The organism is Qipengyuania pacifica (assembly GCF_019711555.1).
In the GTDB taxonomy this organism is placed as follows: domain Bacteria; phylum Pseudomonadota; class Alphaproteobacteria; order Sphingomonadales; family Sphingomonadaceae; genus Qipengyuania; species Qipengyuania pacifica.
Window position 1 is genome coordinate 734,357 of sequence record NZ_JAIGNQ010000002.1, and the last position, 23,845, is coordinate 758,201.

At 60.4% G+C, this 23,845-nt stretch carries 26 protein-coding genes; 19 read left to right on the forward strand and 7 right to left on the reverse strand.

Translation table 11 applies throughout. The features are described 5' to 3' along the window. Positions 1–10: 10 nt before the first annotated feature. Positions 11–2,656 carry a sensor histidine kinase gene (locus K3177_RS08805; RefSeq protein ID WP_221597930.1) on the forward strand — a complete coding sequence of 882 codons (2,646 nt, stop codon included), beginning with the start codon at positions 11–13 and terminating at the stop codon, positions 2,654–2,656. Next, positions 2,649–3,347, forward strand: a complete 699-nt coding sequence (locus tag K3177_RS08810; RefSeq protein ID WP_221597931.1) for a response regulator transcription factor — start codon at positions 2,649–2,651, stop codon at positions 3,345–3,347. The genes K3177_RS08805 and K3177_RS08810 overlap by 8 nt, the downstream gene beginning before the upstream one ends. Positions 3,348–3,516: 169 nt before the next feature. On the opposite strand, the gene K3177_RS08815 is transcribed toward K3177_RS08810, so the two are convergent. After that, a complete protein-coding gene (locus tag K3177_RS08815) occupies positions 3,517–3,855 on the reverse strand; it encodes an ArsR/SmtB family transcription factor (protein WP_221597932.1) in 339 nt (112 codons plus the stop codon). After that, a complete protein-coding gene (locus tag K3177_RS08820) occupies positions 3,852–4,511 on the reverse strand; it encodes a peroxiredoxin (protein WP_221597933.1) in 660 nt (219 codons plus the stop codon). The genes K3177_RS08815 and K3177_RS08820 overlap by 4 nt, the downstream gene beginning before the upstream one ends. An 83-nt stretch (positions 4,512–4,594) precedes the next feature. On the opposite strand from K3177_RS08820, the gene K3177_RS08825 reads away from it, so the two are divergent. The 13 genes from K3177_RS08825 to K3177_RS08885 all read left to right on the forward strand — a co-directional run bounded on the left by K3177_RS08825 (position 4,595) and on the right by K3177_RS08885 (position 14,932). Then, a complete protein-coding gene (locus K3177_RS08825; RefSeq protein ID WP_221597934.1) occupies positions 4,595–5,524 on the forward strand; it encodes an MBL fold metallo-hydrolase in 930 nt (309 codons plus the stop codon). Further along, complete coding sequence (locus K3177_RS08830; protein ID WP_221597935.1) at positions 5,521–5,967, forward strand: YeeE/YedE family protein; 447 nt, start codon at positions 5,521–5,523, stop codon at positions 5,965–5,967. The genes K3177_RS08825 and K3177_RS08830 overlap by 4 nt, the downstream gene beginning before the upstream one ends. Continuing rightward, the gene (locus K3177_RS08835) at positions 5,967–6,386 is read left to right on the forward strand and encodes a DUF6691 family protein (protein ID WP_221597936.1); all 420 of its coding nucleotides are present in this window, start codon (positions 5,967–5,969) and stop codon (positions 6,384–6,386) included. The genes K3177_RS08830 and K3177_RS08835 overlap by 1 nt, the downstream gene beginning before the upstream one ends. Further along, positions 6,383–6,796 (forward strand): protein tyrosine phosphatase family protein, encoded by a 414-nt coding sequence (locus K3177_RS08840; RefSeq protein ID WP_221597937.1) that lies wholly within the window; start codon positions 6,383–6,385, stop codon positions 6,794–6,796. Before K3177_RS08835 ends, K3177_RS08840 begins: the two co-directional genes overlap by 4 nt. Positions 6,797–6,820: 24 nt before the next feature. Further along, positions 6,821–8,053, forward strand: a complete 1,233-nt coding sequence (locus K3177_RS08845; protein ID WP_221597938.1) for an NAD(P)/FAD-dependent oxidoreductase — start codon at positions 6,821–6,823, stop codon at positions 8,051–8,053. A 6-nt stretch (positions 8,054–8,059) separates the two neighbouring features. Continuing rightward, on the forward strand, positions 8,060–8,836 hold the full coding sequence (locus K3177_RS08850; protein WP_221597939.1) for a sulfite exporter TauE/SafE family protein: 777 nt from the start codon (positions 8,060–8,062) through the stop codon (positions 8,834–8,836). Positions 8,837–8,991: 155 nt separating this feature from the next. Continuing rightward, positions 8,992–10,446 carry a cytochrome ubiquinol oxidase subunit I gene (locus tag K3177_RS08855; RefSeq protein WP_221597940.1) on the forward strand — a complete coding sequence of 485 codons (1,455 nt, stop codon included), beginning with the start codon at positions 8,992–8,994 and terminating at the stop codon, positions 10,444–10,446. Beyond that, on the forward strand, positions 10,436–11,443 hold the full coding sequence (gene cydB / locus K3177_RS08860) for a cytochrome d ubiquinol oxidase subunit II (protein WP_221597941.1): 1,008 nt from the start codon (positions 10,436–10,438) through the stop codon (positions 11,441–11,443). The genes K3177_RS08855 and cydB overlap by 11 nt, the downstream gene beginning before the upstream one ends. Beyond that, entirely contained in the window at positions 11,443–11,565 is a 123-nt protein-coding gene (locus K3177_RS08865) for a DUF2474 domain-containing protein (RefSeq protein ID WP_221597942.1), read from the forward strand. Before cydB ends, K3177_RS08865 begins: the two co-directional genes overlap by 1 nt. 194 nt (positions 11,566–11,759) lie before the next feature. Further along, the gene (locus tag K3177_RS08870; protein ID WP_221597943.1) at positions 11,760–12,389 is read left to right on the forward strand and encodes a peroxiredoxin; all 630 of its coding nucleotides are present in this window, start codon (positions 11,760–11,762) and stop codon (positions 12,387–12,389) included. Positions 12,390–12,478: 89 nt separating this feature from the next. Next, positions 12,479–12,997 (forward strand): GNAT family N-acetyltransferase, encoded by a 519-nt coding sequence (locus K3177_RS15580; RefSeq protein ID WP_221597944.1) that lies wholly within the window; start codon positions 12,479–12,481, stop codon positions 12,995–12,997. A gap of 80 nt (positions 12,998–13,077) precedes the next feature. Then, on the forward strand, positions 13,078–14,430 hold the full coding sequence (locus K3177_RS08880) for an MBL fold metallo-hydrolase (protein ID WP_221597945.1): 1,353 nt from the start codon (positions 13,078–13,080) through the stop codon (positions 14,428–14,430). Further along, positions 14,423–14,932, forward strand: a complete 510-nt coding sequence (locus K3177_RS08885) for an SAM-dependent methyltransferase (RefSeq protein WP_221597946.1) — start codon at positions 14,423–14,425, stop codon at positions 14,930–14,932. Before K3177_RS08880 ends, K3177_RS08885 begins: the two co-directional genes overlap by 8 nt. Before the next feature lie 79 nt (positions 14,933–15,011). On the opposite strand, the gene K3177_RS15465 is transcribed toward K3177_RS08885, so the two are convergent. The 3 genes from K3177_RS15465 to K3177_RS08895 form a co-directional block, all read right to left on the reverse strand. After that, positions 15,012–15,140 carry a hypothetical protein gene (locus K3177_RS15465; protein ID WP_282099641.1) on the reverse strand — a complete coding sequence of 43 codons (129 nt, stop codon included), beginning with the start codon at positions 15,138–15,140 and terminating at the stop codon, positions 15,012–15,014. A gap of 163 nt (positions 15,141–15,303) precedes the next feature. Next, on the reverse strand, positions 15,304–15,576 hold the full coding sequence (locus tag K3177_RS08890; RefSeq protein ID WP_221597947.1) for a hypothetical protein: 273 nt from the start codon (positions 15,574–15,576) through the stop codon (positions 15,304–15,306). Positions 15,577–15,629: 53 nt separating this feature from the next. Next, positions 15,630–16,253, reverse strand: a complete 624-nt coding sequence (locus tag K3177_RS08895; protein ID WP_221597948.1) for a TetR/AcrR family transcriptional regulator — start codon at positions 16,251–16,253, stop codon at positions 15,630–15,632. A gap of 126 nt (positions 16,254–16,379) precedes the next feature. Here K3177_RS08895 and K3177_RS08900 point away from each other — a divergent pair, with 126 nt between their 5' ends. Continuing rightward, positions 16,380–18,701, forward strand: a complete 2,322-nt coding sequence (locus K3177_RS08900) for a TonB-dependent receptor (protein ID WP_221597949.1) — start codon at positions 16,380–16,382, stop codon at positions 18,699–18,701. 61 nt (positions 18,702–18,762) lie between these two features. On the opposite strand, the gene K3177_RS08905 is transcribed toward K3177_RS08900, so the two are convergent. Continuing rightward, positions 18,763–20,067, reverse strand: a complete 1,305-nt coding sequence (locus tag K3177_RS08905) for a sulfotransferase family protein (RefSeq protein ID WP_247714339.1) — start codon at positions 20,065–20,067, stop codon at positions 18,763–18,765. Positions 20,068–20,192: 125 nt separating this feature from the next. On the opposite strand from K3177_RS08905, the gene serS reads away from it, so the two are divergent. Genes serS through K3177_RS08920 form a run of 3 tightly spaced genes read left to right on the forward strand, consistent with a single transcriptional unit; the run spans position 20,193 to position 23,404 of the window. Next, positions 20,193–21,473, forward strand: a complete 1,281-nt coding sequence (gene serS, locus K3177_RS08910; RefSeq protein WP_221597951.1) for a serine--tRNA ligase — start codon at positions 20,193–20,195, stop codon at positions 21,471–21,473. Beyond that, a complete protein-coding gene (gene surE / locus K3177_RS08915; protein WP_221597952.1) occupies positions 21,473–22,237 on the forward strand; it encodes a 5'/3'-nucleotidase SurE in 765 nt (254 codons plus the stop codon). The genes serS and surE overlap by 1 nt, the downstream gene beginning before the upstream one ends. A gap of 48 nt (positions 22,238–22,285) precedes the next feature. Continuing rightward, the gene (locus tag K3177_RS08920) at positions 22,286–23,404 is read left to right on the forward strand and encodes a potassium channel family protein (RefSeq protein ID WP_103022462.1); all 1,119 of its coding nucleotides are present in this window, start codon (positions 22,286–22,288) and stop codon (positions 23,402–23,404) included. Between the two features lies 1 nt (position 23,405). Here K3177_RS08920 and K3177_RS08925 read toward each other — a convergent pair whose 3' ends face one another. Next, positions 23,406–23,804 carry a DUF1761 domain-containing protein gene (locus K3177_RS08925; protein WP_221597953.1) on the reverse strand — a complete coding sequence of 133 codons (399 nt, stop codon included), beginning with the start codon at positions 23,802–23,804 and terminating at the stop codon, positions 23,406–23,408. Between the last annotated feature and the right edge of the window lie 41 nt (positions 23,805–23,845).

The following is a 23,845-nucleotide window of genomic DNA, read 5'->3' on the forward strand; positions in this document are numbered from 1 at the left end:
GAGACAGGCAATGGTCGAAGATCAGCCAACCAGCGATGCGACTCGGTTCCTTCGGCTCGCTCGCGCCGAAGAACGCGGTCGCCTGACCGTCTACCTCGGCGCGGCACCCGGCGTCGGCAAGACCTATCGCATGCTGCAGGACGCGGCCCGGCAGCGGACCGACGGCATCGATGTGGTCGTCGGCGTCGCCGAAACTCACGGACGGAGCGAGACCGCGCTGCTGCTCGACCCGCTGGAGGTGATGCCGCGCCGCCATTACGCCCACGAAGGCCACCGGCTGGAAGAGTTCGACATCGATGCCGCGCTGGCGCGGCATCCACAGCTCATTCTGGTTGACGAACTCGCGCACACCAACGCACCCGGGTGCCGCCACCCCAAACGCTGGCAGGATGTCGCCGAACTGCTCGTCTCGGGCATCGACGTTGCGACCACCATCAATATCCAGCATCTCGAGAGCCTCAACGATATCGTGGCCGGAATCACCCACGTCCGCGTGCGCGAGACGGTGCCCGACAACATCCTCGAACATGCCGAGATCATCGCTGTCGACCTACCGCCCGAAGCGCTGATCGAGCGGCTCGAGGCTGGGAAAATCTACCTGCCGGAGACCGCCGGACGCGCGCTGTCAAACTTCTTCACACCAACCAAGCTCGCCGCCTTGCGCGAGCTCGCGCTGCGCTATGCCGCGAGCAATGTAGATCGACGGTTAAGCGACCAGCTCGAACTCAGCGGCGAAGCGCGCGCATTCGTTTCCGGCGACCGGCTGATGGTGGCGGTAAGCCCCGGCAAGGGCGGAGCTCAGGTCGTTCGCGAGGCCAAGCGGCTGGCCGACATGCTGCACGCCCCGTGGATCGCGGTGGTGATCGAAAGTGGCAGCGCGCGCGCGGTATACGGCGCGCAGCGCGAGCAATTGGCGGACAATCTCGCGCTCGCATCGTCGCTCGGCGCCTCGCTGATGACGGTCGCGGCGACCGACGTTGGCCAGGCGCTGGTCGATCAGGCGCGCGAATTGCGAGCGAGCCAGATCGTGATCGGCAAAAGCCGCCGCAGCCGCTGGTTCGAGTGGCGGCACGGCTCGATCGCGCAGGAAGTCATCCGTAAGGCCAAGGGCGTTTCGGTCCACGTCGTCCCCGTCGACGAAGCGGACGAAAAGCCGCAGCGAGCGGTCGATCCGCATCCTTATCGTGATCCCATGCTGGCGCTGGTCCTCGTGGGCGGGACCGTCGGACTGATCGAGGTGGCTCTGCCGTGGATCTCGCCGAGCGCGGTCGATCTGCTGTTGCTAATGCCAGTGATATTCTCTGCCACGCTACTGCGCATGGGCGGGGCCATCTGGTCGGCGGTCTGGGCGGCGCTAGCGTTCAACTTCTTCTTTACCGAGCCTTATCACACGCTCACGATCTACAGCCCCGCCGACGTCATCACCTTCGGCGTGCTGGCGCTGGTGGCGAGCGTTGTGGGCGCGCTGGCCGGGCGAGTGCGCCGCCAGGCGCAGACTAGCGCGGGGGTTGCCCGGCTCAACGCCTCGCTTGCGCGCTTCGCAGGGCTGATGGGCGGGCTCTCAGACCGGGACGAGACTGCGCGCGTCGCGTGCAGCGAGATCGGCGGCCTGCTCGATGTAGAGGCGATCATCGTTTCGATCGAGGATGACGGGCTGGTGGTGCGCGGCAACGAGCACTATCGCAAGCTCGACATGGTCGATGAGGCGGCTGCGAAGTGGACGCTCGAAAACGGCGATCCGGCTGGCCGCGATACCGGCACGCTGAATGCGGCCGACTGGCAGTTCCACCCGCTCAAGACCGCGCTTGGAATGATGGGTGTGCTGGGCATCGCACGTCCGTCGCAACAGCGCGTAATCCGCCCCGACGACGCCACGTTGCTCGCCTCGCTGGTCGATCAAACCGCCTTGGCGCACGAGCGTCTGGTGCTGGAAGGGCGTGCGCGCGAGGTCGATGCCCTGCAGCAGCGCGACCAGCTTCGCGGCGCCTTGCTGGGCAGTATCGCGCACGATCTACGCACGCCGCTCACCGCAGTGATCGCCGCGACCGAGGCGATCCCCTCTGAGGGATCGTTTGCCAGTGAAGTGCTGATCGCGCGCGAGGAATCACGACGGTTGCAGCGTTTCCTGAACGATCTGCTCGAAGCCTCGCGAATCGAGCATGGCGCGATCCGGCCCAGCATGGAGAGCGTGGACATGACCGATGTGATCGCCGCAGTCCTGCGCGATCTGCGGCAGACCGGCCCCGATACGCGGGTCGTGACCGCGATCGATGCCGATTGCCCGCTGGTGCGCACGGACCCCTTGCTTGTCCGACATGTGCTGATCAACCTGATCGACAACGCGCTCAAATTCTCGCCGCAGTCGAGCAAGATTCTGGTCGAGCTCGATTGCAGAGACGATGACGTGGCGCTGCGAGTGCTCGACCGGGGACCGGGCCTGCCGCCGGACGCTGCCGCGCTGTTCGACCGGTTCGAGCGGCTCGAAGGAACCGATCGCGTGGGCGGCTCGGGCCTTGGTCTGTGGATCGCGAAGAACTTCATTGAGGCCGTGGGTGGCTCCATCGCCGCGGAGAATCGCGAGGGCGGCGGCGCAGTGTTCGCTATCGGGCTGCCACAGGCTACGGTCGTGTCCGGGGAGACCGCCGACCATGCGTAGTGACGTGCTGATCATCGACGACGAGCCCGCGATCCGGCGTTTGCTGGTCGGCGCGCTCGACCGCAGCGGTATCAGCCATGCCGAGGCGGCGAGCGCGGGGGAAGCGCTGCGATTGGCAAAGGCTCAGCCGGCACCGTTGGTCGCGCTCCTTGACCTTGGCCTGCCCGATCGCGACGGGCTCGAGATCGTCCCGCAGCTTGCCGCGTTGGGCCTCGCGGTGATCGTCCTGACCGCGCGCGACGCGACCGAGGAAAAGGTTGCCGCGCTTGATCTGGGGGCCGACGATTTCGTGACCAAGCCGTTCGACAGCGAAGAGCTGCTCGCCCGTGTCCGCTCCGCGCTGCGACGCAAGGCAGGCCCGCTCGCCGACACCGCTTTGCGCGAATTCGCCGATGGCACGATCGACCGCGAGGCGCATGCCGTCAGTCTACGCGGCGAGAAAGTCGAACTGACGCCGCGCGAGTTCAATCTGCTCTGGGCGCTGGCCGACCGCCCAGGATGCGTAGTCACCCATGAGGGCCTACTAGACGCGGTCTGGGGGCCTGCACACCGACACGATCTGGATTATCTGCGGGTCGCGATCCGCTCGCTCCGGCGGAAGATGGAGCAAGATCCGAGTAATCCTCGGCTAATCGTGAACGAACCAGGCGTGGGCTATCGTGTAGCTGTGAACCTAGGGCGGAGTGTCTGATGCGATCCGGTATGTAAGACAGAGTGGACTGTCCGCTAACGGCCCAGTTTCGGTCGACACGCACTTCACTACGGCCGCGAAGGATCTACCCGTCTCAAGCACGACGGGCTGGCAGGATTTATCATGCCATTAGAGGGCACCAACAACCTCCACCCTATGTCGGCCGGCCTCACCCCAGCTTGGCGAAATTGGCTACCCCAGTGGCTGGCTGGCGCGAATGGCGAACTGTTCTACCGGACAGTCCGCCAAGTTCACCCGTGGCATCCACGATTTGCGCCAGCGTGCCTTCGTCGATCCGATAATAAACGAGCTTTGCGTCCTTGCGCGTCTTCACAAGGCGCGCATTTCGAAGGACCGCCAGCTGCTGCGAAAGCGTAGGCTGCCCAATCTGCGCTGCGTCGTCGATCTCACCGACATTGCGCTCCATACCAGTAAGTGCCTGCATAATGCGAAGACGCACGGGATGCGCGAGGGCTTTCAAAGCATCGACGAGCTCTTCGTCGGTCATTTGCGAGATCCTCGCTTGGTTTCCTTCATGAACCAATCGGCCTGACCCTTGGCGGAGAAAACAGTATCCAGCGATGCGTCGGGCTGAGCCAGCAGCGCTTCTCCAAGTGCCCAATTTGCAGGGGCGAGAACAGGCCCACCATCGACTGCCTGAAGAGCATCGAGAGTCCGCAGCATTTCGGGCGTCGAACGGCCCACGTTCGCGGGATAGCAGGTCATCGCGCGGATCACGCCCTGCGGATCAATAAAGAACGTCGTCCGAACGGTCGCGCTGTCGCTGTCATTTGGCGCCACCATTCCGTATGCCCGCCCGATCACGAGTGTCGGATCCTCAACGATCGGGAAGCGCACCTCGATGTCGTAGCGATCGCGGATCAGCCGCAGCCAAGCGAAGTGCGAAAACAGGCTGTCGACAGAAAGCGCCATTAGCGCGCAGTCGCGCTGCTCGAACTCACTGGCCGCTTGGGCAAGTGCGACAAACTCGGTCGTGCACACAGGCGTGAAGTCCGCAGGGTGCGAGAACAGGATCAGCCACCGCCCCCGGTAATCCGAAAGGCGGACATCCCCTGTGGTGCTGCGTGCGGAAAAGTCCGGGGCGACATCTCCGATGCGCAGTCCGGCGCAGGGCGCTGCACGCTCGGCATCAGCTTTGATCATCTCTGTCATACGTTCCTCATACCACTTGACAGACCAATAGCAACACATATAAACAGTTTATGTAATTTAATGGAGATCAATCCATGGCCGACGATCAAACCCTCACCAGCGCCACCGCACAGATCGCACGCGCGCAGGCCGACAAATGCTTGCGCCCCTCGATTGCAGGATTTTTCGATGAAGCGACGAATACGGTATCGTATGTCGTGCACGACCCCAAGACGGACGAAGCGGCAATCATCGACTCGGTGCTGGACTTTGAGGCGGCCTCCGGGCGGACTTCGAATGGCTCAGCCGATCGCATGATCGAGTATGTCACTTCGAATAATCTTAAAGTGACGTGGCTGATTGAGACGCATGCCCATGCCGATCACATCTCCGCCGCACCCTACCTGCAGGAACGGCTCGGCGGGAAGCTAGCCATCGGTCGCGATATCATTCGCGTGCAGGAGGTGTTCGGCAAGCTCTTCAATGCGGGCACTGATTTCGAACGCGACGGCTCGCAGTTCGACAAGCTGTTCGATGATGGCGAGACCTTCAAGATCGGCGAATTGGAAGGCATCGCCCTGCACGTGCCTGGCCATACGCCGGCTGATGTAGCTTTCATCATCGGCGATGCAGCATTCGTGGGCGACACGATTTTCATGCCCGATTTCGGGACCGCGCGGGCCGACTTCCCCGGCGGCGATGCGCACCAACTCTATCAGTCCATTCGCCGACTGCTCTCGCTTCCGGACGAGACCCGCCTGTTTCTGTGTCACGATTACAAGGCGCCGGGCCGCGACGAGTATGCCTGGGAGACTACCGTCAAGCAGCAGCGCGAAGAGAACGTGCATGTGAAGGATGGCGTCACCGAAGAGGACTTCGTGGCCATGCGGACCGACCGCGACAAGACGCTCTCCATGCCCAAGCTGATCATGCCTTCGGTGCAGGTGAATATTCGTGGCGGCCGGCTGCCTGACCCGGAAGAGAACGGCGTCAGCTACATCAAGATTCCGGTCAACGCGGTATGACGCTGCCCGGGTTTCCTGAAGCCGCACCGCTTGCCGGGCTGGCGGGCGGAGTCCTGATCGGGCTTGCCGCGGCAATCATGCTGCTCGTCCTCGGCAGGATCGCTGGCGTTTCCGGCCTAGCTGCAAAGGCAGTCGGGCTTGGCGGCAGCGGCATTGCACGGGGCGGTGCGTGGATGTTCATCGTCGGTCTGCCGCTGGGTGCGCTGATCGTGATGCTGGCATCGGGTGGAATTGACGCCACCTTCGCCAGCCCGATCCCGCTTGCGATAGCCGGACTGATTGTGGGCGTCGGCACGCGCCTCGGCAGCGGCTGCACCAGCGGGCACGGGGTTTGCGGCGTCAGCCGCCTGTCGGCGCGATCGATCGCCGCCACTGTGACCTTCATGGCCACGGGTATTGCGACCGTCGCGATCCTGAACGCCTTCGGACTGGAGGTGTTGTGATGCGGATCGCTCTCACCTCGATCGTCTCCGGCGTCCTCTTCGGCGCTGGGCTGGCCCTAGGCGGTATGACCGACCCAGCCCGCGTGCGCGGCTTCCTCGACATCTTCGGAGACTGGGATCCCACGCTGGCCTTCGTGATGGGCGGAGCCGTTATCGTCATGGCGATCGCGTGGCGGATCGTGCCGCGCCTGGCCGAACCAATTTTTGCCGAAGAGTTTCACCTGCCGACCAAATCCGATCTCACCCCTCGTCTTATAGGCGGGGCAGCCCTGTTCGGTATTGGCTGGGGAATTGCCGGACTGTGTCCGGGCCCTGGAATTGCTGCTCTTGTGATCGAACCTGCGGCGGCCGCGATATTCGTTGTTGCGATGCTTGCAGGCATGGCTGTTGTCCGGCTTTTTGAAGGAGCATCGTCATGAAGCTCGCACATGTAAGCGAGACGTTCGCCGTCTCTCCTCAACTTAAACCCAGCGACATGCGCGGGCTTGCCGATGCTGGATTTAAGGGTGTGATCTGCAACAGGCCGGACGGCGAAGAGCCGAACCAGCCCACGGTCGCATCATTGCAAGACGCCGCCGAAGCCACCGGATTGGACTTCCATCATATCCCGGTCTCGGGGGGCGAGTTTCCGCCGGTTGCGATCAAGGCTTTCGCCAAGATCCGCGGAGAAGCGGACGGCAAGGTGCTTGCCTTCTGCCGGACCGGCACGCGCTCCATCACGCTCGATGCACTCGCCAACATCGAGAATGAAAGTGCCGAAGAGCGCATCGAGCGCGCACAGCGCGCCGGCTATGATCTGTCCGGCTTGCGCGATCGGCTCGGCGAATAACGAAGAGATATTGGAGAGTTTGTCATGGCCCGAAGCCTAAACCACGAAGTCGTTATCATCGGAGGCGGTTCGGCAGGGATCGCAACTGCATCGTCGATGCTCAAGCGGCGTCCATCGCTCGACATCGCCATCGTCGAGCCGAGCGAGGATCATTATTACCAACCCGGCTGGACGATGGTTGGTGGAGGCGTTTTCGATGCTCCCGCCACGCGCCGCACCACGGCGAGCGTGATGCCGAAGCAGGCAAAATGGCTCAAGCAAGCCGCCGCTTCCTTCCAGCCCGAAAGCAACCAAGTCACTCTCGCGGACGGAACGACGATCACCTACCGGGTTCTGATCGTCGCTCCGGGAATCCGGCTTGCCTGGGAAAAGATCGACGGTCTGGAGGAGACGCTCGGCAAAAACGGCGTCACGTCCAATTATCGCTATGACCTTGCACCTTACACCTGGGAGCTGGTGCGTAACCTGAAATCGGGCCGCGCGATCTTCAGCCAACCGCCTATGCCCATCAAGTGTGCAGGCGCGCCGCAGAAGGCCATGTATCTGTCGTGTGATGCATGGATGGAACGCGGCGTCCTCGGCGATATCGATGTCGAGTTCCGCAATGCCGGTGGTGGTCTGTTCGGCGTGAAGGAATACGTCCCGGCGCTGATGGAATACATCGAGAAATATGGCGTCGACATGAAGCTGAACCAGACACTGGTTGCGGTGGATGGTCCGGGCCAGAAAGCCGTCTTCAAGACCGAGGGCGGAGAAGAAACGGTCGAATTCGATATGCTTCACGCGGTTCCTCCGCAGGTCGCACCGCAGTTCGTTGCAGACAGCCCACTCGCGAATGCCGAAAGCGGTTTTGTCGATGTCGACAAGTTCACACTCCAGCATGTGCGTTACCCGAACGTGTTCGGCATAGGCGACGCAGGATCTACTCCTAATGCGAAGACAATGGCCGCCGCGCGCAAGCAGGCGCCAATCGTTGCCGTCAATGCGCTTGCCCAGCTCAATGCGAAGCAACCGGTGGCAGATTACGACGGCTACGGCTCCTGCCCACTGACCGTGGAACGCGGCAAGATCGTGCTCGCCGAATTCGGATATGACGGAAAGCTTCTGCCAAGTTTCCCGAAATGGGTGATCGACGGCACGAAACCGCGCAAGCTGAGCTGGGTCCTGAAATCGGAAGCGCTTCCGTGGATCTACTGGAACGGCATGCTCAGGGGCCACGAATGGTTGGCCAAGCCGCATACCAAGAAGGCAGCGTAACAGGACATGATCGACGCTCTGCATTTGGGACTTGGCGCACTGTCTGGCGGACTTGTTGGATTTACCCTTGGCCTGGTAGGCGGTGGGGGCTCAATCCTTGCCGTTCCATTGATGGTCTATCTGGTGGGTGTGAACAGCCCGCATGTCGCCATCGGCACAAGTGCGCTGGCTGTCGCTGCCAATGCCGCAACTGGCCTTTTGCAGCATGCCCGCGACCATAATGTACGGTGGCGGTGCGGCTTCATGTATGCAGGCGCAGGCATCCTCGGCGCTTTGGCAGGATCGACACTGGGGAAGAACTTCGACGGCCAGAAACTGCTGTTCCTGTTCGCTCTCCTGATGATCGTGGTCGGTGCGCTCATGCTCCGCAGCCGCAAAGCGGAAGGCACGCCGGGGGCTGCGTGCAATCGCCGCAACGCGCCCAAGGTTCTCGGCTACGGTCTCGGCACAGGTGCTTTCAGCGGCTTTTTCGGCATTGGCGGTGGCTTCCTGATCGTGCCGGGCCTGATTGCCTCGACCGACATGGTAATGATCAATGCGGTTGGCACCAGCTTGATCGCGGTAACCGCTTTTGGACTTACCACGGCGGCGAATTATGCGCTGTCGGGTCTTGTCGACTGGGCGCTCGCGGCGGTCTTCATTCTCGGCGGTATCGGTGGCGGATATTTCGGCACCCGACTCGCCAAACGATTGTCGGGTGGAGGCCAGCTCAAGACAGTGTTCGCTGGCCTGATATTCGTGGTCGCGCTCTACATGCTCTGGAAGAGCTGGAACGCGCTGTGACGCAGATCCCCGACAAGGACGCGAAATGTCGGAAGATCGAGGCGTTTATCGCGAGCGGCCGGGGCGTCTGCGAAAGCTGCCGCGAGGTCGGGATATCCGAGAAAACCTTTTACCACTGGCGCAAGGCGTGCGCTGCAAATCTATTCAGGTAGAGTATGTTCGAACATTTCGATGCGCTGGTGCTCGCCCGTATCCAGTTCGCCTTCACAGTCAGCTTTCACTTCATCTTCCCGTCCTTCTCGATCGGCCTGGCGAGCTACCTCGCGGTGCTTGAAGGATTGTGGCTCAAGACCGGCAAGTCGATCTATCTCGATCTGTTTAAATACTGGATCAAGATCTTCGCCATCGCCTTCGCAATGGGTGTCGTTTCCGGCATCGTGATGAGCTACCAGTTCGGCACCAACTGGGCTGTATTCAGCGACAAGACCGGTCCCGTAGTAGGGCCGCTAATGGCCTACGAAGTGCTGACCGCCTTCTTCCTCGAAGCGGGGTTCCTGGGTGTGATGCTTTTCGGCATGAACAAGGTCGGCAAGGGCCTGCACTTTGCGGCCACTTGCATGGTTGCTCTAGGCACGTTGATTTCCGCGACCTGGATTCTTTCGGTCAACAGCTGGATGCAAACGCCAGCGGGCTTCGAATTGGGCGCCAACGGACAATTCCTCCCCGGTCCCAGCTGGTGGGCGATCGTGTTCAACCCGAGCTTTCCTATCCGGTTGATGCATACGGTCACTGCGTCCTACCTCACTGTCGCATTCGTGGTCGGCGGCGTCGGCGCTTGGCATCTGCTGCGCGATCGAATGAACCCGCATGCCCGCAAGATGTTTTCCATGGCAATGTGGATGGCGACGGTGGTTGCACCCGTGCAGATATTCCTCGGCGACACGCACGGTCTCAACACTCTCGAGCATCAGCCGCAGAAGGTAATGGCAATGGAAGGTCACTTCCAAAGCCACCCGGATGGCGCCCCGCTTATCCTGTTCGGTATCCCGAACAGCGAGGAAAAGCGTGTCGATTATGCAATCGAGATTCCCAAGGCGTCTTCGCTGATCTTGAAGCACGACCCTGATGCCCCACTCGCTGGACTGGATACGATCCCGGACGACGAGGAACCGCCTGTGGGTATTGTCTTCTGGTCGTTCCGCATCATGGTCGGGATCGGTTTCGCGATGTTGGGGCTTGGCCTTTGGAGTTTGACCGCGCGCGTTCGCGGCAGACTCTACGACTGGCCCCTGCTTTATCGAGCAGCGCTGGTCATGGCCCCGAGCGGATTTGTCGCTGTCATCGCTGGCTGGATAACCACCGAGGTCGGTCGCCAGCCCTATGTCGTCTACAATCTTCTGAGAACGGCAGATGCGGCGAGCCCGTTAGACGCTCCCGCAGTTGCCGCCTCGCTGCTGGCCTTCGTAGTGGTCTATTTCGCAGTCTTCGGCGCGGGCGTATGGTATATCCTCCACCTGATGCACAAGCCGCCACACGCAGGCGAATACGGCGTCAAGCGCGGGGACACCGGGCCGATCCGGACCGCCGGCATTACACCTGGTCCGTCGCAGAACCCGGGCGATCCCGAAACAATGCCGCGCGATCATGAGGAGGCGATCGATGGCCGTTAACGTTGACCTGACGACGATCTGGGCGTTCATAATCGCCTTCGCCGTCTTCGCCTATGTGGTGATGGACGGGTTCGACCTGGGTATCGGTATCCTCTTCCCAACTTTCGATGTCGGCCCGGAGCGCGACCGGGCCATGAACTCGATTGCGCCCGTGTGGGATGGCAACGAGACATGGCTCGTTTTGGGCGGCGGCGGCCTGTTCGCAGCTTTCCCGATGGCCTATGCTGTCATCCTGCCAGCTACTTATCCGCTTATCATCGCCATGCTGCTCGGGCTGGTATTTCGGGGCGTCGCATTCGAGTATCGCTGGCGCGATCCGGGGCATCGTCGATACTGGGACGCGGCCTTTACCGGCGGCTCGTTGGTCGCAGCGATGGCGCAGGGCATGACGCTCGGTGCGCTTCTCCAAGGCATCGAAGTCGTGAATCGATCCTATGCGGGTAGCTGGTTCGACTGGCTTACGCCCTACACCCTGCTGACCGGCCTCGGCACGGTTGCCGGCTACGCTCTGCTTGGCGCGACCTGGCTGGTGTGGAAGCTGGACGGGGAGAGTCAGCACCATGCCCGAAAGCTGGGCAAGCGGGCGGCATGGGCAACGCTGGTGCTGATGGGCGGCGTTAGCCTCTACAATGTGTTCCTGAACGCCGAATATGCCGAGCGCTGGTTGACGGCGCCGGAGATCTACTTCGCGGCGCCGGTCCCGATCCTCACGGCGGTGATTGCCGTCATGCTGCTGAAAGCTCTTTCGGTCGACCGGCACAGCAAGCCGTTCTGGCTGAGCCTTGCGCTGTTCTTCTTCGGCATGGCCGGCCTGGGCGTCACGATGTGGCCTTATGTCGTTCCGCCAGGCCTCACGATATGGGACGCCGCCGCGCCCGAACGTAGCCAGATCTTTATGCTAGTCGGCGTCGCGATCACCATGCCGCTCATCATCGCTTATACCGCCTGGGCCTACTGGGTATTCCGCGGCAAGGTGGCGGACGAAGGATATCATTGATGGACGAGCCGCAGGATCGCCCGCTTTGGCAGCGGTTAGGCTGGATGTTCGCGATCTGGCTCGCCAGCATAACCGTGCTGGGCCTCGTCGCTTCGGTCATCAAGTTCTGGCTCAAAGGGTGATTGACGCTATCAATACTTCACGCATTTATGGCATTTCATTAAGTGATGACGCCATCATAAGGCGGAAGAGTCCGCTTTCCGGCTCTAAACTCCGTCATTTTGGTTTATCACTTAGCGCAATCGATAATTTGAATTGGGTGAAGTGTCTGGATCTCTCTACGAAGGATGCATCCACACGGAACAAGGAAATTGAAATGAGCCTGCACATTGGTGACACCGCCCCCGATTTCACCGTCGACACTCAGAACGGCGAAATCAGCCTGCACGACTGGGCTGGCAACAGCTGGGTGTTCTTCTTCAGCCACCCGGCAGACTTTACCCCCGTCTGCACCACGGAGATGGGCCGCACCGCGCAGCTCGCCAGCGAGTTCGACAAGCGCGATGTGAAGCCACTCGGCCTGTCGACCGACACAGCGGAAGAACACGCCAAGTGGATCGAAGATGTCAACGACACACATAACACCAACCTGATGTTTCCGATCGTCGCCGACGCCGACCTCAAGATCGCCAAGCTCTATGACATGATCCATCCGGATCAGAGTGAGACGGCGGCCGTGCGGTCGGTGTTCATCATCGATCCGGACAAGAAAATCCGCCTGACGATGACCTATCCCATGAGCGTGGGACGGAACTTCGACGAGATCCTGCGCGCCATCGACGCGCTCCAGTTCAGCGACAAGCATGGTGTGGCCACTCCCGCCGATTGGCGCGAAGGTAAGGATGCGATCATTCCGCCGTCGGTTTCCGACGAGGATGCAAAAGCACGCTTCCCGCAGGGCTTCACCACGCTTCGCCCCTACCTGCGCACAGTAAAAATCGACTAGCATAATACTCGGCCTGCCCCTCGAAGAATAATCTTGGGGCGGGTTAAGTTGCGAAAAGCGACGCCTGAACGAATTTAAACGGAGAGAAGATGAAGTTAGTTTCAGGAGCGAAAGGTCAGGAAAAGCCTGTCGAGCAGCTATTTACCGCTACTTTCACGCAATCCGAGGGCGTCGAAGAAGGTCGCGTTATAGGCGATCTTGTCCGTGATCTTCTGAGCAATACGCCCTCTGGCGATCTTCGCACTTTCTACGCGTATCACGGCAATCGCATAGTCGGCGCAGCTATCTTTACGCGCTTGACCTACCAAGACGATGATCAGGTGGTCTTCCTTCTTTCCCCCATGGCAGTAGATCCCGACTGTCAACGCCAAGGTATTGGACAGGAATTGATCCTGGCCGCCCTGGATCAGCTTAGAGATGAGGGTGTCGACATCGCAATCACTTACGGCGACCCGGAATACTACAAGCGAGTTGGCTTTCTCCCGATCTCCCAAGAACAGGCTCGACCTCCGCTCCAGCTTTCGATGCCCTATGGCTGGATCGGTCAATCGTTATCCGGTTCCCAAACGATAAGCTTGGCCGGGCCTTCATCTGCGTGCCAGCCTTAGACAAAAGCGACGTTTGGTGAGGAAACCACGTGCACGTGCTCAAGTTCGCGCAACCGCCCTAAATTAGGTGAAACAGATTTATGCTGCTCGAGAAAATCAAGACACCCGGCCTTTCCCACCTGTCCTACCTGATCGGTTCGGGCGGGAATGCGGCCGTCATCGATCCACGCCGCGACTGCGAATGCTATGTCGAAATGGCACGCGCCGAAGGGCTGGAAATCACCCATATCTTCGAGACGCACCGCAACGAGGATCTGGTGTCGGGAGCGCCGATCCTGAAAGTATTGACCGGCGCGCGCGTCCTGCACGGTCCCAATCCTGCCGGTACAGTCGAATATGCCGAAACGGCGCACGAGGGTGACGAATTCGAAATCGGCCAGCTCAAAATCAGGGTGCTGGAAACGCCGGGGCACACGGACGATCACCTCGCCTTTGTGTTGCACGACACTGCCTATCCCGATGGGCCGGTCGGCGTTTTCACGGGAGACGCACTGTTCGTCGGCGACGTCGGTCGCACGGACTTCTATCCTGATCGTAAGCGCGAGGTCGCAGGCCTTCTCTACGATTCCCTCCAGAAGATCCTCGATCTTGGGGATCAGGTCATCCTCTATCCTGCGCACGGAGCGGGGTCTGTTTGCGGGTCGGGAATGGCGGAACGCGAGTTCTCGACCCTCGGCCACGAACGATCGAACAATCCGCGCCTGCAGTTCGAAAGCCGCGATGCCTTCATCGACTTCAAGGTGGAGGAAAACCACTACCAGCCGCCCTATTTCCGGCTGATGGAGCGCCTTAACCTCGAAGGCGGTGAGGCTGCGCCTCGTGTGATGCAACCCAAGCGCCTGTCGCTGTCCGAATTGGGCGACATCGAGGTCGACCACTTGGTGGATGTGCGCGAACCGCTTGCCTTTGCCTCAGGCCACATTCCCGGTTCCATGAACCTGCCGGTTGGCATGATCTCAGCATTCGCGGGATGGTTCATCCGCGAAGGCGAGAGTGTCGTTCTCGTTGCTTCCGATGAAGACCAACTCGAAGCCGCCATGACGCATCTCGTGCGGATCGCACTCGACAATATCGAAGGCGGTTATGTCGGCATCGTTCCTGCCGCTGCGCAGGGCAAGGCGATGCGGACCATTCCGATGGTCGGAACGGACGAAGTCGAGCGTCGCCTGGAAGGCGGCGAGGATGGCTGGACGCTGCTCGACGTCAGGGATGCGGACGAACGCGCGCAAAACGCGATCGAGGGTTCCGAGCATATCTATGTGGGCGAGCTCAACGAGCGTTATCGCGATCTCGATCCGGCGCGGCACTACACGATAATGTGCGCAAGCGGCATGCGCGCCACCGTGGCTGCCGGCTGGCTCGCGAGCCGCGGCTTCAAAAAGCTGGACGTCTATCTCGGCTCCATGGGTGCGTGGAAAGCGGCACATGGCTGAACCGGATCAGGCAGCATTCTGGGATGAGCGCTATGCGACGGGCGAATATCTGTTCGGGACTGCACCGAACGCATTCCTAGCGCGTGAGGTGCATGGCTTGGCTCCCGGGTCGAAAGTCTTGGCGATCGCCGATGGCGAAGGGCGAAACAGCGTGTTCCTGGCCCAGCATGGACATCGGGTCGTCGCGACCGACGTTTCGGCAAGGGCGCTCGATAAAGCGCGAGCTCTCGCGAAGCGGCGCGGGGTCGAAGTCGAATATTGGCAGGTAAATTTGGCCGAATGGGAATGGCCGGCGGAAGCTTTCGATGCGGTCGTCGGCATCTTCAGACAATTTGCTGGTCCCGGACTGCGTGAGGACATCTTCGATGGCATCCATCGTTCGCTGAAGCGCGGTGGCCTGCTACTGCTCGAAGGCTATCGCGAAGAACAGCTGGCCTTTCAAACAGGCGGTCCGCCTAGTATCTGTGGGGACGACATTGGTCATCATCAGCATAATTGCTGACAGCAGCAGCACTAAGCAGCGCTTCTGAGTTGGCGATTGTCGTCGCATGTGCCCCGCCTAACGCCTGGGAAAGCGTGCCTCAAGCACCAGCCATTTCACTACTGCCGATCAAACTCCGCCCTTCAACGGTTTTCAGGACGTAGTTTGCCGTCAGCAGTCTGTCAGCAAGCGGCCCAAATTCTGCCATTGGCGCGAGTTTGCCGACCATAGGTTCCATCTTTGTCTGACTGACTCCGCGGTGACCGCTGTTAGAATAGAAAGCTACCACGCGATCTGCTCAACATATGGCTGATTAGCATTTTAAATTAATTCGGCTCAGCAGTCTGCGCATCACGAAGCTGGACATACCGCCGCATCGCGTCGTCGATAGATCAGGCGACTTTCGCGGACTTTGCGGACTTGGTCTTGTGAGGGGCTGTCGATGTCGCAGGAGGCGTAGTTGCTTCGTTCTCCGCAGTCCGCTTGTCGAAATGCTTCTTCGCGAAATAGCCGCCTGCGCCCAGTACCACCATTGCAGGCAGGCTGAGACGGCGGATGGCCGTGGCGGCCACTACACCGAGCGCAGCACCTGCCGGTCCTCCGACACCGCGGGTTTGCTTGGCGACCCTGTCGCCGACGACTGCTCCGATAATCTTGCCGATCATGTCGATTTCTCCTTTGGGCACTGAACGGTCTGGCCCGTCGGGAGTTCCGCGGATCAATCCCCGGATGAAGCGATGCCATGCGCCAGCAAATCGTTGGCGCGCCGCGCGATTTCTTCGAAAGCCGGGTCGCCCTCTCGCGCCCATATCGCATAGCGTAACCCCAGAAATACGTTCATCCCCATAACCGCCCAGGCTTCCGGCGCGCCGAGACCGGATATGAACTCGCCGCTATCGTCGCCTGCCTTCAGCCGCTCTTCAATACGCGTGCCGATGGTTTCGTAGTGTGCGCGGTAGCTGTCGGGATCGACGAATTCCGCCTCGTCGATAATGCGGTAGATTTCCTTGTTCTCCGACGCGAAGGAAAGAAACGCGTGCAGCGCCGCATGTTCGATTTCCAGCGCCCCCATCGAAGGCGAGAGCGCCTGGCGCGCGGCCCGGCCCACGCCTTCGCTCATGTCCGAAACCAGCGCCCGGAAAATCGCGTCCTTGCTATCGAAATAGGTGTAGAAACTTCCCAGCGCCACCCCCGCACGGCGGGTAATGCCGCTGATCGACGCATCGTGAAATCCGTGATCTGCGAACTCCCTCGTCGCTGCATCGAGCAGTTTGCGCAGCGTCTTTCGCCCACGTTCCGTACGGGGCGCCTTGGCTTGGTCTGGCCCCTGCTCAGCCTTCATTTCGATCCCCCTCGCATGGCTCGACGCTACCGATGCCATCCACTCGACGCAACAACAAACTTGAAAGGTGGTTCAGGTTTCAGTATCAGGGAGGCATATAAAGAAATTGGGAGGGAGATCCACATTATGAAAGCCACCAGATTCCTCGTTGCGGGCCTGCTTGGCAGCGCCGCAACCGCCGCGTTCCTTACAGCGCCCGCGTCTGCCCAGACCACGGACGCACACCAGGCGGCCCCTGTCGTGGATGACGATAACGTTATCGTGGTGACAGCGCGCCGGCGTGAGGAGAGCATCCAGGACGTACCGCTTTCCATCACTGCCATCTCCGGCGAAGCACTGGCCAAAAATGGCACGCTCGAGATCACCGAGATAGCGCAGGAAGTGCCCAACCTCACGCTCGAGGTCAGCCGCGGCACCAATACAACCTTGACCGCATTCATTCGCGGCGTCGGTCAGCAGGATCCTGTGGCTGGCTTCGAAGCCGGAGTGGGGCTCTATGTCGACGACATCTACCTGAACCGCCCGCAAGGCGCCGTGCTCGATATCTACGATGTCGAGCGGATTGAAGTTCTACGCGGACCGCAGGGCACTCTGTACGGCCGCAACACGATTGGCGGCGCGATCAAATACGTCACGGCCGCCCTGCCCGACGAGACCGAGATCAAAGTCCGTGGGACCTACGGATCTTATAATCAGGCAGATCTGATCGTCACCGCATCGACACCAGTGTCCGATAGCCTGAAGGTGGGCGTCAGCGGTGCCCGGCTGTCGCGCGGCGGTTTCGGCGACAATCTGGTTCAGGAAGGTGTCGAAAACTACAACAAGGATGTCTGGGGGGCCCGCGGCACGATCGAATTCGACAATGGCCCTCTCTTCATCCGCGTGTCTGGCGATTATGTGAAAGACAATTCGGACCCCCGCCAGGGCCACCGCCTGCTGCCAAGTGCATTTTCCGGCGCCCCCGTCCTCGACGATGTCTATGATACTCGCGCCGGGCTTGATGTCGTGGATCAGGAGGTCGAAGCCTATGGCGGCGGCCTGACCATCGCGTATGAACTGAATGACACCATGACGGTCAAGTCGATCACGGGCTATCGCAAGGATCATTCGACCACTCCCATCGATTTCGACAGCCTGCCCCAGGCCGATCTCGATGTGCCCGCCATCTACCGCAACAAGCAATTCAGCCAGGAACTCCAGTTCCTTTACGAAGGTGATCGCCTGTCGGGCGTCCTTGGTGCCTACTATCTCGATGCCAGTGCCTTCACTGCTTTCGATGTCGCACTGTTCACGACGGGCGCTCTTCCGGCGGTTGGACTACCCGGCCTCAATGCGCAGACGCTGGGTGATGTCGACACCAAGACCTGGTCGATATTCGGCGATTTCACCTACGATCTGACCGATCAGTTCAGTCTCTCGGTCGGAGGCCGCTATACATGGGACAAGCGGACCAGTCGCATTCTGCGCACCACATTCGTCGGCGGGTATTCCGATCTCTTCCCGCCGACTGACGCGGTCCCGATTGCCGTCACGAGCGACTTCAACGGCAGTGCTACGTTCAAGGAATTCACCCCGCGCGCCTCGCTCTCTTTCAAACCGAACGCTAATCACACTTTCTACGCCACCTATTCGAAAGGCTTCAAGGGCGGCGGTTTCGATCCGCGCGGCCAGACCAGCCAGGCGCCGGACCTCGATGGCGATGGCGATATCGACTATGCGGACCAGTATGAATTTCTCAGCTTCGCGCCCGAAACGGTCGACAGCTACGAAATCGGCTGGAAAGCCTCCCTGCTCGACGACAGTCTGTTCATCAGCCTGGCCGCTTTCAAAGGCGATTACACCGACGTGCAGATCCCTGGCTCGGTCGGCGTCGACAGCAACGGCGATGGCATCAGCGACAGCTTCGTGGGCATCACATCCAATGCGGGCGATGCGGACGTCAACGGCGTCGAATTCGAAGGGCGGGCCGTTGTCGGCCGCAATTTTGCCGGACCCGGCAGCCGCCTGACCTTCAACTGGGCGCTGGGCGTGCTGGATGCCAAATACAACACATTCATCGACGCTCTCGGCAATGACGTTGCGGATCAGCGCGTATTCCAGAACACCCCCGATGTGACCGTAAATACCGGGTTCGATCTGGGCATTCCCGTGGCCAGCGGGATCGTGGATTTCCTCGGTTCGGTCTCGCTGCGCTCAGACGCGAGCCAGTTCGAACTGCCCGGGCCGCTTGACCAGGATGGTTATGCATTGGTCGATGCCAGCATCGTCTACACCGACGACAGTGATCGCTGGTCCATCGGGATCCATGGGAAAAACCTCTTCGATCAGCGCTACATCGTGTCCGGATACGATTTCGTCACCGGATCCGTCCTTGGGCTGGAGGGGAACCTGACTGCCTTCTACGGCGATCCGCGCCGCGTATTCGTGACTGGACAGGTCAAATTCTGACCACACGAGAATTCAGCGGGATGTAAATGCAAGGGGTGGAGCGATTGCTCCGCCCCTTTCGTCATGCGCCTAACCGAAGACGCTTCGTATCGCTGATCGGCGTGCCGGTCGAAATACCATAAGTCTCGGTATAATCGGCGAACCGTTCGCTCACCTCATTTTCCCTTAGCCCGAACTGCTCCAGACTGTAGCGGTGCGGTCGGCGCTTGAGCCTCGCCGAACGGTCGAGATAGCGCTGCATGGCGGGGATTGCCGGCGCCATATCGAGTCCGAGGAAGCGGTAGACACGTTCCATCGTTCCGCGCCAGTCCCTTTCCATATCCTCGTACTGGATGTCGATCATGCGGTTGGCCGGAATCAGGTCGCGCGAAGATCGCATCCGTTCGATCATGGTGGCGGTCTTGCCCAGCCATTCCCGGCCCGTACGCGCAGCGTCGCAGTGATCCGAATAGATGATCTGCTGATTCCAGGCCAGCGAGGCTGCGCTGGCCACGAACTGCTTTGGATCGCGATGAGTGAATATCAACCGTGCATCGGGAAACACTTCGAGCAAGGCTGGCAGGTCGAGCATATGCTGTGGCGTTTTCAGGATCCACGGGCGCAGGGAACTTTCTTGCTGTGACCAGCCGATCAGACGCAGAAGGTTCGCCATGTGACGATATGCGGGGACCGGGTCTTCGTCTTCGCACCACTGCGCATAGGAGGGCACGTGCCACTGGGCATCGTGCTTCATGCTCCACATGCTCGCCACCAGCAGACCGAGTTCCTCTTCAGGTTCATACGGGCCGGTGGGATGGATGGAGAGAGTGCGCGGATTGGCCAGCCGCGCAACCTTCATGATCCGGCTGGCCAGCTTCGGGCGGAAATCCTTTTTTTCTCCGGCCAGCACCTGTTCGAACTCCGGACGTGGTACCGGGCTGATCGTCTCGAAACTGCGCAGATGCGCGAAACGTTTGTCTCCCGCCAACAGACGATGAAGGCGCGTCGTTCCGGATCGCATGGGCCCGACGATAACGACCGGGTTCCTCAATGGCCGAGCCAGAATTTCAGGGTGCCGTTTGAACCACATCTGCGCATACAGCCGATCGCGCAAAATATGGTGAAATTGCTTCATCGCGGACAGGTCGCCCGCCGCGTTGAGCCGCGCTTCGCCCTTCACGCTGTCCAGTAGCGCATCGAAGGGCCGCTCGAACCAATCATCGCCGAAATCATCGAGACCGGTTGCCTGCATCGCACCGTCCAGAAGTGCATTCTTATCCAGTCGGGCAGGATCTATTGCCCCTAGCTTGCGACCCGCTCTTATCACGCCATCCGCCACGTCGATGAAATGCGTACGTCGCGGCGGCTGGATTGGCTGGTCGATCAAGGTGGGGCCTCTCGAACTTTGGTAGGTGCCCCTCAACGTATTCTTCGACAAGTCGTGCCCGCAAAAGGAGGTCCACGCGGGAAGTGGCTGGCCAATCATGGTACGAAAAGGCATAGGCCGCGACCATGCACGACATCGCTTATATCAGAGCCAATCCGCAAGCTTTCGACGCCGCTCTTGCACGTCGCGGCGCCGATCCTGTGGCGGATCGCATTATCGCCCTCGACGCGAAAAAGCGCGAAGCGAGCACCAAGGTCCAGCAGGCGCAGAGCCGCCGAAATGATGCCTCCAAGGCGATCGGACAGGCCATGGGCCAGGGCGACAAGGACAAGGCCGAAGCGCTCAAGGCCGAAGTTGCCGACATCAAGGCCAGCATGCCGCAATGGGAAGATGCCGCCAGTGCCGCCAGCAGCGAACTCGACGATCTGCTCGCCACGCTTCCCAACCTTCCCGCCGACGACGTGCCCGATGGGAAGGACGAGGCTGACAATGTCGAAGTCCATCAATGGGGCAAAAAGCGCGCATTCGATTTCGAACCGAAGGAACATGCCGATCTCGGCCCTGCGCTGGGTATGGACTTCGAAACCGGGGCCAAGCTGTCGGGCGCCCGCTTCACTTTCCTGCGCGGCGACATGGCGCGGCTCCACCGCGCGCTGGCGCAGTTCATGCTGGATACGCAGACCCGCAAGAACGGCTATACCGAGTGCAACCCGCCGGTCCTGGTCAATGACGACGCCATGTACGGCACCGACAAACTGCCCAAGTTTGCCGAAGACAGCTTCCGCACGACCGATGACCGCTGGCTGATACCGACGTCGGAAGTTTCGCTGACGGCTTCCGTTGCGGGTGAGATCCTGCCCGATCTCACCCAACCGATCCGCCTGACGGCGCACACCTTGTGCTTCCGCTCGGAAGCAGGCGCCGCGGGCCGCGATACGCGCGGCTTCATCCGCCAGCATCAGTTCGAAAAGGTGGAGATGGTCAGTATCTGCCGCCCTGAAGACAGCGCTGCCGAACACGAGCGTATGACAGAGTGTGCCGAACAGCTACTTCAAACGCTTGATCTGCCATACCGTCGCATACTGTTGTGCACCGGCGACATGGGTTTCGGCGCGAGAAAGACATATGATCTGGAAGTCTGGCTGCCTGGCCAGGGCGCCTGGCGCGAGATCTCCTCCTGTTCGAATACGGGAGATTTCCAGGCTCGCCGCATGAACGCACGCTATCGCCCGGAAGGTGAAAAGAAGACCGCTTTCGTCCACACTCTCAACGGCTCTGGGCTTGCAGTCGGGCGCACCTTGGTGGCTGTGATGGAAAATTACCAAAACGCCAATGGCAGCGTTACCGTGCCGGATGCGCTCACGCCCTATATGGGCGGAGTGGACAGGCTGGAGGCGATATCCTGATGCGTATCCTCCTCACCAATGATGATGGCATTCACGCTCCTGGCCTCAGGGTTCTGGAAGGCATCGCACGCCAGTTCAGCGACGATATCTGGATTTGCGCCCCGGACGAAGAACAGTCGGGTATGGGACACGCCCTTACGCTCGCGCGCCCCGTGCGGCTCCGCAAGCACGACGATCGCCGCTTTTCCGTGACCGGGACACCCACCGACGCAGTGACCATGGGCATGCGCAAGGTCATGGACGCGCAACCTGATGTGATTTTGTCAGGCGTCAATCGCGGTGCCAATCTGGCTGACGACATCACCTATTCCGGCACTGTCTCGGCCGCGATTGAAGGAGCACTAGCCGGCATCCGCTCAATCGCGCTCAGTCAGGTTTATGCGAAAGAAGGCATGGGCGCGGACGTCCCGTTCAGCGCCGCCATCGAATGGGGTGCCAAGGTGCTGGCGCCGCTGCTCGACACACCGCTGCCGCAGCGCACCCTCGTCAATGTCAACTTCCCACCCCTTCCCCCAGCGGAAGTCAAAGGTATCCGCGCAGTTCGGCAAGGGTTCCATGACTATTCGCGCGGGACCGTAGTCGAGGGCCGCGACCCCCGAGGGTTCAAATACTACTGGTTTGGCCTGGAAGCGATTGAACACACGCTGGATCATGGCACTGATCTGGAGGCGATCGACGAAGGTTATATTTCGGTCACCCCCCTCCAGCTGGACCTGACCCACCACTCGTCGCTCGGCGCGCTCGCAGACCGTTTTACTTCCTAAGCGCGATTATGTTGACCTTGCACCGTTCCCCGCCCACCTAGCGTAAGCATGAGCAGCAATAAGCAGGTCGACCGGATTGCCGCCAGCACCACGGTGCGCACCTATCGCGGTCCGCGCTTTCAACCGCTAAGGCGCGCGTTAAAGATACCGGTGTGGGGGGACCTTGGTATCCGCCTCGGTCTCGCGCTGTTCCTCATCTTCGTGGTCGTCATGATCCACTGGTGGGACCGTGAAGGGCTGGTCGACAATCTCGACGGCGAGGTAAGCTTTCTCGACGTCATCTATTTCACGATGATCTCCATTACCACGACCGGTTTTGGCGACATCGCCCCCATTTCAGATCGCGCGCGACTGGTCGAGGCGGTGATCGTCACGCCAATTCGCTTCGCGGTTTTCTTCATTTTTGTGGGTACGGCCTACAATTTCATCATCAAGCGCAGCTGGGAGAAATGGCGCATGGCCCGCATTCAGGAACAGCTTTCCAACCACATCGTGGTGCTCGGCTACGGCATTTCGGGTTCCGAGGCGGTCGGTGAACTGATCGAGCGTGGAACCGACCCGTCGTGCATCGTCGTTATCGATCCAAGCGAGGAAAGGCTTCACGAGGCAGAAGCCCTGGGTTGCAACATCATGGCCGCCGATGCGACGCGCGATCAGACGCTGAAGGCCGTCCGCATCAGCGAAGCTCAGAACGTTCTGGTATCCGCGGGTCGCGATGATACGACGATACTGATCACATTGACCGTGCGCGCCCTTGCGCCGCATGTGCCCATCAGCGCGGTTGTGCGGGCGGACGATAACGAATCCCTGGCCAGGCAGGCTGGCGCAAACAATGTGATCAACCCCGTTCGTTTTACCGGACTGCTTCTCGCCGGAAGCGCAAAGGGCGAACATATCGCTGAATATCTTGCCGACCTCGCCAGCGTTTCGGGCCGCGTGCAGCTTGTCGAACGCCGGATTACCGATGAAGAGTGCGGCCTGGCCATCAGCGAGCTAAAAACAGGCGGCCGCGGTTTGCGCGTTTATCGCAACGGGCGGGCGCTCGGTTTCTGGGAAGACGAATGCCAAACTCTTCAGAGCGGCGATGTGGTGGTGGAAATCATACCCACGCCTAATGGCGAAACCAATGGCGATGGGCGGGATCGCGACGATCTGATCGACGCATAGGCTAACGAAACAGCAGAAAAACTCCGCCCATCGCTGCCATGCCGACAATGAAGTGCCCGGCATCGATAAGAAAGAGCGTCAGCGTTTTGCGCAGAAAAAGATAGTTGATGCCGATCGCCGGCACCATGATTGTGGCGCCGAAGCCAACAGCCATCATCATCACAGCACGATCACTGGCCGCGCTACGCGCAATCGAATGTCCGAGTGTCAATGCGATCATCAGTTCGGCGATGAAGGCGAGACCGAAAATCAGGCCCATGTTGCCGCGCTTTAACTGTTCATCGGAAAGGCCTGCCGCTTTCTGCCAAGCCTTTCCGAACACCATTCCATACCAGATGACGCCGACCAGAAAGAACGCCACGGCACCGAGCACCACCGCCAACCAGTTGATTTCGCCCATTTCCCATCCTTCCGCTAATGCGCAATACGCACGACGCTAGC